Source organism: Pseudomonas sp. R37(2017), from assembly GCF_002113375.1.
GTDB lineage: Bacteria > Pseudomonadota > Gammaproteobacteria > Pseudomonadales > Pseudomonadaceae > Aquipseudomonas.
Window position 1 is genome coordinate 101,749 of record NZ_NEHO01000008.1, and the last position, 12,037, is coordinate 113,785.

The 12,037-nt window shown below is 61.3% G+C and carries 11 protein-coding genes; 7 read left to right on the forward strand and 4 right to left on the reverse strand.

Annotation, left to right across the window (positions count from 1 at the left end):
* Positions 1 to 24 precede the first annotated feature (24 nt).
* Positions 25 to 462, reverse strand: coding sequence for an Lrp/AsnC family transcriptional regulator (locus CAG47_RS15050; protein WP_085725649.1), 438 nt, complete (start codon positions 460 to 462; stop codon positions 25 to 27).
* Positions 463 to 598: 136 nt separating this feature from the next.
* Between CAG47_RS15050 and CAG47_RS15055 the strand changes: the two genes are divergently transcribed.
* Complete coding sequence (locus tag CAG47_RS15055; RefSeq protein WP_085725650.1) at positions 599 to 1,492, forward strand: DMT family transporter; 894 nt, start codon at positions 599 to 601, stop codon at positions 1,490 to 1,492.
* A gap of 15 nt (positions 1,493 to 1,507) precedes the next feature.
* Here CAG47_RS15055 and CAG47_RS15060 read toward each other — a convergent pair whose 3' ends face one another.
* The gene (locus CAG47_RS15060; protein WP_085725822.1) at positions 1,508 to 2,548 is read right to left on the reverse strand and encodes an FUSC family protein; all 1,041 of its coding nucleotides are present in this window, start codon (positions 2,546 to 2,548) and stop codon (positions 1,508 to 1,510) included.
* Positions 2,549 to 2,592: 44 nt separating this feature from the next.
* Positions 2,593 to 4,218 carry an NADP-dependent glyceraldehyde-3-phosphate dehydrogenase gene (locus tag CAG47_RS15065; protein ID WP_085725651.1) on the reverse strand — a complete coding sequence of 542 codons (1,626 nt, stop codon included), beginning with the start codon at positions 4,216 to 4,218 and terminating at the stop codon, positions 2,593 to 2,595.
* A gap of 265 nt (positions 4,219 to 4,483) precedes the next feature.
* Between CAG47_RS15065 and CAG47_RS15070 the strand changes: the two genes are divergently transcribed.
* The 3 genes from CAG47_RS15070 (at position 4,484) to CAG47_RS15080 (ending at position 7,569) form a co-directional block, all read left to right on the forward strand.
* Positions 4,484 to 4,870, forward strand: coding sequence for a cytochrome c5 family protein (locus CAG47_RS15070; RefSeq protein ID WP_085725652.1), 387 nt, complete (start codon positions 4,484 to 4,486; stop codon positions 4,868 to 4,870).
* Between the two features lie 21 nt (positions 4,871 to 4,891).
* The gene (locus CAG47_RS15075) at positions 4,892 to 6,286 is read left to right on the forward strand and encodes a D-arabinono-1,4-lactone oxidase (protein ID WP_085725653.1); all 1,395 of its coding nucleotides are present in this window, start codon (positions 4,892 to 4,894) and stop codon (positions 6,284 to 6,286) included.
* A 74-nt stretch (positions 6,287 to 6,360) separates the two neighbouring features.
* The gene (locus CAG47_RS15080) at positions 6,361 to 7,569 is read left to right on the forward strand and encodes a DSD1 family PLP-dependent enzyme (protein ID WP_177409002.1); all 1,209 of its coding nucleotides are present in this window, start codon (positions 6,361 to 6,363) and stop codon (positions 7,567 to 7,569) included.
* A 97-nt stretch (positions 7,570 to 7,666) separates the two neighbouring features.
* Here the strand turns inward: CAG47_RS15080 and CAG47_RS15085 are convergent, their stop codons facing one another.
* Positions 7,667 to 8,614 (reverse strand): transporter, encoded by a 948-nt coding sequence (locus CAG47_RS15085; RefSeq protein WP_085725655.1) that lies wholly within the window; start codon positions 8,612 to 8,614, stop codon positions 7,667 to 7,669.
* Positions 8,615 to 8,822: 208 nt separating this feature from the next.
* Here CAG47_RS15085 and CAG47_RS15090 point away from each other — a divergent pair, with 208 nt between their 5' ends.
* The 3 genes from CAG47_RS15090 to CAG47_RS15100 all read left to right on the forward strand — a co-directional run bounded on the left by CAG47_RS15090 (position 8,823) and on the right by CAG47_RS15100 (position 11,969).
* Complete coding sequence (locus tag CAG47_RS15090) at positions 8,823 to 9,863, forward strand: AraC family transcriptional regulator (protein WP_085725656.1); 1,041 nt, start codon at positions 8,823 to 8,825, stop codon at positions 9,861 to 9,863.
* 233 nt (positions 9,864 to 10,096) lie between these two features.
* Positions 10,097 to 10,984, forward strand: a complete 888-nt coding sequence (locus CAG47_RS15095; RefSeq protein ID WP_085725657.1) for a Dyp-type peroxidase — start codon at positions 10,097 to 10,099, stop codon at positions 10,982 to 10,984.
* Positions 10,985 to 11,000: 16 nt separating this feature from the next.
* Positions 11,001 to 11,969: a Gfo/Idh/MocA family protein gene (locus tag CAG47_RS15100; protein ID WP_085725658.1), complete on the forward strand. Its 969-nt coding sequence runs from the start codon at positions 11,001 to 11,003 to the stop codon at positions 11,967 to 11,969.
* The last annotated feature ends 68 nt before the right edge of the window (positions 11,970 to 12,037 follow it).

A 12,037-nucleotide genomic window follows, 5' to 3' on the forward strand; every position in this document is an offset into this window, starting at 1 on the left:
ACTCCAGCTGGAAACAAATATCACTCATGGCATGGGCGGCAGCCGGCGTTTGACCGGGGTTTTCTTGACGATTGCCGTATTGGTTTCGGCGTGGGTGTTGAGGCGGTCGAGCAGGGTGTCCAGTTGTTCCATCGAGCGCACATGCAGGCGCGCGATGAAGCAATCGTCGCCGGTGACCTTGTCGCACTCGGTGAATTCGGGAATGGCCACGATTTGCCGTTCCACCTCCTGCAATTGCCCCGGCAACGGACGAATGCGCACGATGGCCTGGAGTTGATAGCCAAAGCATTTCGGGTCGATTTCAACGGTGTAGCCCTTGAGCACGCCTCGTTCTTCCAGGCGGCGCAGACGCTCGGCAACACTGGGGGAGGACAGGCCGCTGATCTGTGCCAGAGCCTTGAGCGAACGTCGTGAGTCTTCCATCAGGGCGGTGATCAGCACCTGGTCGATGTCGTCGGTCATGGCGAAATTCTCTATTAGGCAATTCTTAAAAACGGCCTTTATAAAAAAGGTCGATTCAGAGTTTAGCCTGCTTTTAGCTATGGAGAGACGCCGGGAGGCCTTGGCATACTTTGTCCACAAACACAGGAGTCTGATGATGGACAAAACCCTACGCCGCGGTTCGTTCGAAATGACGGCCGCCATGCTGATCTCCGGCACCATCGGCTGGTTCGTGCTGGTGTCCGGGCAACCGGTGCTGGATGTGGTGTTCTGGCGCTGCCTGTTCGGTGCCGGCACCTTGCTGCTGATTTGCGCGGCTTTCGGCTTTCTGCGCCCCGGCATTCTGACCCGCACCACGTTTTTGCTCGCTGTGCTCAGCGGTGTGGCGATTGTCGGCAACTGGGTACTGTTGTTCGCGTCCTATTCCCGGGCGTCAATTGCCATTGGCACCGCTGTCTATAACGTCCAGCCGTTCATGCTGGTCGGGCTGGCGGCGCTGTTTCTCAACGAGAAGATCACGACACAGAAGCTGGCCTGGCTGGGTGTGTCGTTTCTCGGGATGCTGGCGATCGTCAGCGCCCATGGCAGCCAGGGTGAGAGCGGCGGCGATTACCTGACGGGCATTGCCCTGGCGTTGGGGGCGGCGTTTCTCTATGCGATTGCCGCGCTGATCATCAAGCGCCTGACCGGAACCCCGCCGCATTTGATTGCGCTGATCCAGGTCAGCACGGGCGTGTTGTTGCTCGCGCCCTTCGCCAATCTTTCCGTATTGCCCCAGGCACCGAGCGCGTGGGCCAGCCTGGTGACGCTGGGCATGGTGCACACCGGTGTGATGTACGTGTTGCTGTATGGCGCCATTCAAAAACTGCCGACTGCGCTGACGGGGGCGCTGTCCTTCATCTACCCGATTGCGGCGATTTTCGTTGACTGGTTTGCCTTCGGCCATCGCCTGGAGCCACTGCAGTGGATCGGGGTCGCGGCGATTCTGCTGGCCGCCGCCGGCATGCAACAAGGCTGGTCGCTGAAATTTCGGCGCACGGTGACGCCGTAACCCGCCAGATCGGCGTCAGATGTTCCAGTGCTGCGCGCTCCTGGCCAGTCGCTGGCGCATCTCGCCGATGTTGCTGGCCATTTGTTGAGTCAGCAGGCGATAGCCGTCCAGCGTGTTGTAGACCGGTGCATCAAGGCTGATCAGCGGCAGATCCACGGGCCGGTTGAGCCGCTGGGCAGCACCTGATTTCAGCGCCCGGGCCATGCCGATCAATTGCACGCGAATCTGTCGATGCTCGGCTTTGAGTACCGTTTGCAGCAGCCTCATCGCCTCGGGGTCGCTGGCGTCCGGTCGGGTGTTGCCGAGGATTTCCAGGGTGCTGACACACATGCGCAGGTTGCGCTGGATAGCATCCAGATCGGTCATGGAGATCTTCACTTCCTTGGACACCGACGGCATCAACGAGCGAAGTTGCACCATCACTGCGTTCAGACGAGTCATGAGCTTGAGGTGTTCGTCGGCGGTGATGGCCTGGCCGTCAATGATGCGTCCGTAGATTTTCGCGCAATCACGCAGCGCATCGGCCAGGTTGTAGCGCCAGGAATAAACGGCATACAGCGGCAAGGCAAAGGAAAACGCCAGGGCCAGGGCAATGCCGATCAGAATGTCCACGCCGCGCCACAAACCATCGGTGACCGGGTTGTCGCCGTGCCCCGCGACGATAAACACGGTAATCGCCGACAGCAGCGCGGTGTAGCCGCCCTTGCCGATGGCGTGATACGAGAAAAAACCGCAGACCACCGACATCGCAAAATAGGTCAGCCACGGCATCCCGAGCCAGGCCTGTTGTACCACCAACACCAGACCGACCCCGGCGCCGATCAGGGTGCCGATGGCACGCTCGGCGGCTTTCTTGCCGATGTTGCCGTGGTGCTGCAAGCCGCCAATCACCACCAGCATCGTCACCGACGCCCATTCACCATGGGGCAGATGGATGCCGGTGGTCAGCAGGATTGTCGCCAGCAAGCCGAGCGACACCCGCACCGCATGGATCACCCTGGCATGGCGATAGCGCCGGTACGGGTCCAGCAACGGACGCAGCAATCGGCGCAGCAGCGGTGGCAATCGCAGGGCTCTGGATGTACTCAGGCTGGCGCTCCTCAGAAGATGTAGTCGGTGGTCAGGAAGCTCGAACTGCGGCCGCTGATGATTTCGCTGATCAGGTCCTTGTTGGTTTCCTGGAACTTGGTGGCCACCAGTGTGCGGATCGAAAACACCCGCAGCGCGTCATGGACCGACAAGGTGCCCTCCGCGGAGTTCTTGCGACCATTGAACGGATAGGTGTCCGGGCCGCGCTGGCACTGGGCGTTGAGGTTGATGCGCCCGACCTGGTTGGCGAACGTGTCCACCAGCCGGCCGACCGCCACCGGGTTGGTGCCGAAGATGCTCAACTGCTGGCCGAAGTCCGACTCCAGCACGTAATCGATCACGGTATCCAGGTGACGATACGGCACGATGGGGATGACCGGGCCGAACTGTTCTTCCTGATAAACACGCATCTGTGGTGTGACCGGGTACAGCACCGCCGGGTAGAAGAACGAGGCACGGGCCTCGCCGCCGTTGGGGTTGACCACCTTGGCGCCTTTGCTCTGGGCATCCGCCACCAATGCATGCAGATAGTCCACCTTGCCCGACTCCGGCAGTGGTGTCAGGGCCACGCCACTTTCCCAGGGCATGCCGGGTTTGAGCTGGGCGAGCCGGGCGTTGAATTTGTCGATGAAGGACTCGACCACGTCTTCATGAACAAACAGGATCTTCAGGGCCGTGCAGCGCTGGCCATTGAACGACAGCGAGCCGGTCAGCGCCTCACTGACTGCATTGTCCAGATCCACTTCCGGCAGGACGATGCCAGGGTTTTTCGCATCCAGGCCCAGCGCCGCGCGCAAGCGGTGAGGTCTGGGGTGGAGCTTTTTCAGGTCGCTGGCGGCCTTGTTGGTGCCGATGAAGGCAAAGATGTCGATCTTGCCGCTGGCCATCAGCGCGCTGACCGTTTCGCGGCCACTGCCGTAGATGACGTTGATCACCCCGTTGGGGAAGCTGTCACGGAAGGCTTCCAGCAGCGGGCGAATCAACAGCACACCGAGTTTGGCCGGCTTGAACACCACGGTGTTGCCCATGATCAGTGCCGGGATCAGCGTGGTAAAGGTTTCGTTCAACGGATAGTTGTAGGGCCCCATGCACAGGGCGACGCCCATCGGCACACGACGGATCTGGCCGAGGGTGTCCTGTTCCAGTTCGAATCGGCTGGAGCGGCGGTCGAGCTCCTTGAGCGCGTTGATGGTGTCGACGATGTAGTCGCAGGTGCGGTCGAACTCCTTTTCCGAGTCCTTGAGGTTCTTGCCGATCTCCCACATCAGCAACTTGACCACGGCGTCGCGCTGCTCGCGCATGCGCCCCAGGAAGGTTTCGACGTGCTGGATGCGTTCGGCCACGCGCATGGTCGGCCACAGGCCCTGACCGCGATCGTAGGCGCGGACTGCAGCGTCGAGGGCGGTCAACGCGGTGTCGGCATCCAGCAGCGGTGTGCTGCCGAGGATCACTTGCTCGTCGCCGTTGGCGCCGGTCAGGTAGACCGGACTGCGGACCTGGGCCAGTGGCCCGTTCCAGGTTCTGAGTTCGCCATCGACCAGGTACTCACGCTGCTCGGTCTGGCCGTCAAGACGGTACTTTTCCGGGATGTCGGCGGGGCTCGGGAACAGGTTCTGGAGAATGTTGGCTGTGGTCATGTCGCTACCCCTCAGGATTGGGTGATGCACTGATGAATCGTTTTAGCAGACCTCAGCAACGCTTGTCATGACTCATCTCAGGGTTTTGTCGCACAGGGTGATCGATCGCGTGTTTACCGACGCTTTCCGTCATGGCCTCAGAAGCTCCCCTTGTTGGCCCCCAATGCCCTCAACCCGCCCACGCGGGGTGCCTTAATGTTGACGCTCCTTGATCACAACAAAAAAGCTGCACCCGGCTGGCCGGGCAGCCAATGAGAGGACAGCCATGCGGGCAAGCCGATTAACTGAAAAGCCTAGCCTTTGTTTGGCTTTGGCGGGATGCGTCTTTGCGGTGTTGCTGACAGGGTGCGGGGACGAGCCGAAAACCCCGTCAACCCGCAGCGAAGCGGGCGCCGCCAGGCCCGCCGACGCCGAGTTGGCGCAGGTCTACGACAACAGTTGCAAGCTTTGTCACGCCAACCCGTCGGCCGGGGCACCGCTGACCGGCGACATCAAGGCCTGGGAGCCACGGGTATTGCAGGGCGCCGACACGCTGCTCGATCACGCGATCAACGGTTACAACGGCATGCCGCCGATGGGCATGTGCATGCAGTGTTCGCAGGAGCAGTTCCTGGCGCTGATCGCCTTTATGTCCGGCCAGCCCATCCAATAACAAGAAAGCAAGGTGCGATTCATGACGATGGACCTGACACGGCGTCAATTGTTGCAACGGGCGAGCGTCATTGGCGCCTTTACCGCGCTCGGCTCGACACCGGCACTGGCCGAGTTGTTGCGCGCACCGCGGCTGATTCCCTGGCGCAACTGGTCGGGCGCCCAGAGTTGCCTGCCCGCGGCGCGGCTGGCACCGAGGAACCTGGATGAGTTGACGCAAGTGGTGCGCCAGGCTCCTGGCAGGATTCGTCCAGTGGGATCGGCGCATTCCTTCAGCGCACTGGTGCCCACCGACGGTACTTTGCTGTCGCTGAGCTACTTCACCGGATTGCTCGATCACGATGAGAAAACGCTGCAGGCCGAGTTTGCCGCCGGCACGCCCATGTCACGCATGGGCGCGCCACTCAAGGACATTGGCCAGGCCCTGCAAAACATGGCCGACATCGATTACCAGACCCTTGCCGGTGCGATCTCGACCTCGACCCACGGGACCGGCAAGCATTTTCAATCCTATTCGGCCCATGTCTGTGGCTTGCAGTTGGTGACCGCCAGCGGCGAGGTGTTGGACTGCGACAGTACGCGTCATCCGCAGGTGTTCAACGCCGCGCGTGTGTCGCTCGGCGCACTCGGGGTGGCCACGAAAATTCGTCTGCAAAACCGCCCGGCCTATCGCTTGAGGGAGCGCCAGTGGATCGCCAGGACCGAAGAGTTGCTCGAAGACCTGGACAAGAACACCCGGGAAAACCAGCACTGGGAAATGCTCGTGGTCACCCATTCCGATTACGCCCTGTCGATCGCCCTGAACGAAACCACCGACCCGGCCACACCGCCGGTCCCGGCGGATGAGGAGGGTGGCAACGAGTTTGTCACGCTGATCGAGAAAATCGACAAGTACGCCAGCGACTTCCCGGACCTGCGCCGCACAATGCTCAATAGCCTGCGCCACCTGGCCAGTTTCGATGATCGGGTGGGCGACTCGTTCGACATCTACGCCAACGTGCGCACGGTGCGTTTCAACGAAATGGAGTATTCCGTGCCGGCCGAATACGGCCCGGCGTGTTTGCGCGAGATCCTCAAGCTGATTCAGGACAAAGACCTGCGCACCTGGTTTCCAATCGAATACCGCTACGTCAAGGCCGACGACATTCCCCTGAGCATGTTCGAAGGCCGCGACAGCTGCTCGATCTCGGTCCACCAGCACTACCAGATGGATCATCACAACTTCTTCGCCGCCATCGAGCCGATTTTCTGGAAGTACAACGGCCGGCCGCACTGGGGCAAGTTGCATACCCTGAACGCGAAAAACCTGCAGTCGTTGTACCCGCGCTGGCAGGAATTCATCCAGGTGCGGCAGGAACTCGACCCCAGCGGCAAATTCCTCAATGCGCATTTGTCATCGATTCTGGGGGTGAGCTGATGGCCGTCAATCGTCGCAAATTCTTGCTCGGCACCGCGGGTGTCGGCGCCTTGGTGGTGGGGCTCGGGGCGTGGCTGCGGCCGGGTGACAGAGGTGCGCCCTATAGCGATTACTTCCGAGCGCTGAACCGCGAACTCAAGGACCACGGCCCGATGCGACCGGTGATGCTTATCGACCTTGACCGGCTGGATCACAACATCGATGTGGTGATGCAATCGGTCAAGCGCGGTGGCAAACACCTGCGACTGGTGGAGAAATCGCTGCCGGCGCCGGGGCTCTTGAGCTACATCGCCCAGCGCGCCGGCACACAACGCCTGATGTCGTTTCACCAGCCATTTCTCAATCATGACGCCGTGCAGTTTCCCCAGGCCGACATCCTGTTGGGCAAGCCGCTGCCGGTGCGTTCGGCCGAGTTGTTCTATCAGTCGCACAAGGGACCTTTCGACCCTGCGAAGCAATTGCAATGGTTGCTCGACACACCGCAGCGCCTGCAGCAATACCTCGCCCTGGCCCAGGGGCTGGGCACGCGAATGCGGGTGAACATCGAACTGGATGTCGGGCTGCATCGCGGTGGCGTCGGCGATACTGACGTGCTGGGGCAGATGCTGACGCTGATCAGCCAGCATCCGCAGCATTTGGAGTTCGCCGGGTTCATGGGCTACGACCCGTTCGTGGGCATGGGGGTGCCTGGGATTCTGGGTTCGCCCGAAGCGCTGTTCGCCAAAGTGATGCTGATCTACAACCGCTGCGTCGATTTCACCCGCCGGCAATACCCCGCTTTATGGCGAGAAGGGTTGACCCTCAACACGGCCGGCAGTCCGAGCTATCGCATGCACGAGCACGAACAGCTCAGCAGCGAAGTGTCGGTGGGAACGGCAATGCTCAAACCCACTCACTACGACTTGCCATCGCTGGTGGAGCATGTGCCAGCCGCTTACATCGCCACACCGGTGTTGAAAAGCACCGGGGCGGTGAACATTCCGGCGCTGGATGACAAGTCCAGGCTGTTTTCCTGGTGGGACGCCAATCAGCGCGAGACCTTCTTCATCTATGGCGGTAACTGGATGGCCGAGTTCGAATCGCCAGCGGGGTTGCAGAGCAATGGTGTGTATGGTCGCAGTTCGAACCAGGAAATGGTCAATGGTTCGGCGGCGGTGGGGCTGGCGGTCGAGGATCAGGTGTTCCTGCGGCCGACCCAGACGGAATCGGTGTTGTTGCAGTTCGGGGATTTGCTGGCGGTTCGGGGTGGGAAGATTGTGGATACCTGGTCGGTGTATTCCTGAAGGATTTTCAGTGTCAGTTCCGCCGCCTTCGCGAGCAGGCTCGCTCCCACAAGGACCGCATTTATACCTGTGGGAGCCTGCTCGCGAAGAGGGTCAATCAAAACGCATAGGGAATACTGACCTTCGCCCAAAGCATTTCCCCTTCAGGCCGGTTTTCCACGTCGAATTCCTTGGCCCAGCGAATCTCCGCGCTGGCGTATTTGAGGAAGGTCCAGTGCAGCGCCGGGCCGATCGCGAACACCTGGCCGCGCACCCCGTCGTTCACATCCTCGCCATTGAACTGCACGGTGTGGCCGAACTGTTTGTCGTCGGTGGTTTGCTTGAGGTAGTAGCCGTTCAACCCGAGCATCAGGTCGTCGGTGATCTTGAAACTGGCCGAATAGTCGAAGTGGAAAATCTGCCCCGACTTGTAGTCGGTGTCCTTGTTTTTCTCGTTGAAACTGTAGGTGGTCTTCATCGACACCTCGGTTCTGTCCGTCGGCAGCCAGGTGAAGGAGAACAGGGGTTTGTAGGTGTAGAAGTTGTTGCTGGTGTTGGCCAGGCGATCGACGCTGTATTCGCCGGTCGGCACGGTGACTTCAATGGCGGCGCCGAGGGTCAGGTTCGGGCCCATGTCCCAGAGAATGATCGGCGCGATCGTGGTGTCGCCCATGCCTTCGCGGGTGTCCTGCGGCAGGCCGAACACCGAGACTTCCTGCTTGAGCCAGGGCTGCGCGATGTATCCGGCCAACCGGCCGCCAAACACGCGCACCGGGCTGAGGTAGTCCAGGCGCGGAATGACCGCCGTGGATTCGATCTCGACGTTCGGCACCTTGCCGCCCAGCGAGCTGATGTTCAGCTTCGTGGCTTTGTAGTGGTTGTAGTAGAGGTTGAAGGCAACCATGTTGTCCGGAAGGCTGTCGGGGGACAGCGGCAACACGAAAAAGCCGTCGGTGCCGGGGCCGATGTTGTCCACGCCAGCCTCGGTGGCCAGCGCCGGTTGCAGGGCGCAGACGCCGGCCAGGCTGATGACCAGTAGGGGAAGTGTCGTGCGGGTCGGGGTCATGGCTGTACTCGTTATTATTGTTAGCGGGCTTTTCGGCATCCATACGAGGGCCGCCCCATAGAAATAAGCGGTCTGCGCCCTGCAAGGCAGGGTATTGGCGGCCATTTAGGGGGGCTTCTGCGGACAGCCTCTGAACCCTGTGCTAACTTCCTTCGACATAACCGGTTACAAAAATAAGAATGCAGCTCGACCCGGAATGTACAGCCCCATGCAAATGAAAGTGACTGATCCCACCTTTGAACTGGCGCTGGTGTCGCCGTTTCTCCTGCAAACCCTGGCCGAAGTCGCCGAGCAAAAAGGCATCGATCCCCAGAGCCTGTGTCGAGGGCTGGGTTTTACCTTCGAGGATCTTCAGGACCCGGCGCAGCGCATTTCCTATCGCCAGGCCGTGGCCATGATTCAGCGCGCGCTCAAGGCCTTGCCCAATCAGGGCCTGGGCCTGTGGGTCGGGGCGCAGAATGTGCTCGGTACGCTGGGGTTGCTGGGGCATGTGTTGTCGCTGTGCAAGACCTTGCGCGATGCCTTTGAACTGGGCATTCGCCATCAGCACACCTCGGGGGGCATTGTCGTGTCCAGCGTGGAAGAGGCGGGTGATCGGGTGTTTGTCGACGTTGAATGCCGCTTGCCGTTCGCCGACGTGCAGTTGTTCGCGGTCGAGGAGTTTTTCGCCAGCCTGCTGGTGTACGGCCGGGCACTGGCCGGGGCGGATTTCAAACCGATGGCCGTGGAGTTCATGCATGCCGCGCCGGACTATCTCAATGAGTATTCGCGGCTACTGGGACCGGACGTGCGTTTCGGTTGCCTGCAAAACCGCATGGTGATCGATGCGCACTGGCTGGACGTTCAGTTGCCCAATCATCATTCCCTGGCCCTGCGCCAGGCGGTGAAACTGCTCGAACTGGAAGCGGCGCAGGTGCACCAGAAAATGGATCTGATCCAGGCGGTGGAGCGGGCGATTGCCCGGGACCTGACCGAGGGCAGCCACATCGAGAAAATCGCTGGCGACCTGAACATGAGCAGCCGCACCCTGCGCCGCCGCCTCACCGAACACGCGCTGACGTTCGAAACGTTGCTGGAGCAAGTGCGCCAGGCCCGCACCATGAGTCTGCTGGCCAACCCGGACATGTCCATCGAGCGGATCACCGAGGAAGTCGGCTACAGCGACGTGCGCAGCTTCCGTCGGGCTTTCAAGCGCTGGACCGGCAAGAGCCCGAGCGCCTTTCGCCACGAAAGCCCCGGCGTGGTTTGATTTATCGAGGCAAACGGCTTCTGTGGCGAGGGGGCTTGCCCCCGTTGGGTTGCGTAGCAGCCCCAAAACCTGTCGACTCGGTATGACTTGAAATGCAGGGGAGCGCTACGCGCTCCAACGGGGGCAAGCCCCCTCGCCACGGAAACCCTCTTCGCCATGGGTTCCTGGGCCCGGGTGGCACACAAACCTTCGTACTCCGGTTAAACTCCGTGCTCTTTTTCCGAGGAGTTCATATGAGTCATTACCAGCCGGGCATTCTCGCCACCCCCGTTCCGCCTCAAGCTCGCCATATGTTCTTCGCGCTCGAATCGGTCGAGGCATTGCCAGTCGCGCTCGAGAACTTGATGCAACTGGTGGACGGGAAATCGGCAGTCGCCGGTTTTGGCGAATCGCTGGTCAATGCACTGCACGCTCGGATCGATGGCCTGCGAACCTTTCCGGCGTTGACCGGTGTGGGCGTCGAAAACCCGTCGACCCAGCACGCGCTCTGGTGCTGGCTGCACGGTGAAGACCGTGGTGAATTGCTCAACCGCAGCAACGCCATTACGACGGCATTGGCCCCGGCGCTGCGCCTGGTGCAGATCAACGAAACCTTCCGCCACATGACCGGCCATGACCTGACCGGCTACGAAGACGGCACCGAGAACCCTCACGACGAAGCCGCTGTTGCCGCCGCGCTGGTGGCCGAGGGCGCCGACGGCACGATCGGAGGCAGTTTCGCCGCGATCCAGCAGTGGCAGCATGACCTCAAGGGCTTCCACGCGATGCCGCCCCATGAGAAGGACAACATCATGGGGCGCCGCTTGAGCGATAACGAAGAGATCGATGACGCACCGGTTTCCGCCCACGTCAAACGTACCGCCCAGGAAAGCTTCGCGCCTGAAGCCTTTGTGGTGCGCCGCTCGATGCCGTGGATCGAAGGCGAGCGTGCCGGCTTGATGTTCCTGGCTTTTGGTTTTTCCCTCGACGCCTTCGAAGCCCAGCTGCGCCGCATGAGTGGCCTGGAAGACGGCATCACCGACGGTCTGTATCGCATCAGCCGTCCGATCACCGGCGGCTACTACTGGTGCCCACCGCTCAAGGACGGTCGACTGGACCTGCGCGCATTGCGCATCGGTTGAACATCAAGGAGAGCCTATGAACCTGGTGCGCTGGGGCATGATCGGTTGTGGCAGTGTCGCTGAGCGCAAAAGCGCGCCGGCCTTCTACAAGGCCCCCGGATCGGCGTTGGTGGCGGTGATGGGCCGGCGCCTGGAAGCCGTCACCGACTACGCCGCGCGTCACGGTATCGCGCGGGTCTACACCGATGCGCAAGCGTTGATCAACGATCCCGAGGTCGACGCGGTGTACATCGCCACGCCGCCTGACAGCCACCACGCGTATGCCTTGCAGGTGGCCGCCGCGGGCAAGCATTGCTGCGTCGAAAAACCGATGGCGCTGAACGCCGGGCAAAGCCGTGAGATGCAGCAGGTGTTCGCCGCTGCCGGGCTGCACCTGTTCGTGTCCTATTACCGGCGTTCGCTTCCACGCTTCCGGCAAGTGCGGCAATGGCTGGAGGAGGGGCGGATCGGCGAGGTCCGGCACCTGAGCTGGACCCTCACCAAAGCCCCGTCGGCAGTGGATCAGAGCGGCGCCGATAACTGGCGCACCGATCCGGCGATTGCCGGTGGTGGCTACTTTGCCGATCTGGCCAGCCATGGCCTGGACCTGTTTCAGTACCTGCTCGGCGATATCGTCGAAGTCGCCGGGTTCAGCGCACGGCAAGCCGGTTTGTACGCGGCCGAAGATGCTGTCAGCGCCTGTTGGCGGTTCGCTTCGGGAGCAATGGGCATGGGTTGCTGGAACTTCGTCGCGGACCGTCGCGAAGACCGGGTCGAAGTGATCGGCAGCAAAGGCCGGATCAGCTTTTCAGTGTTCGATGAGCATCCGGTCGAGTTGCACGCCGATGAGCACCTGAGCCTGACCATCGAACATCACTCCCACATTCAGTGGCACCACGTATTGGGCATGAATGCGCATATTCGTGGCGAGGCGCAGCATCCCGCCGTGGCCGGCGAAGCGCTGAAGACCGACTGGGTGATGGACCAGATCCTCAAGCGCCACTGATCCCTCAGACCACACACAATCCCCTGTAGGAGCGAGCATGCTCGCGATGGCGGAGTGTCAGCCCAAAA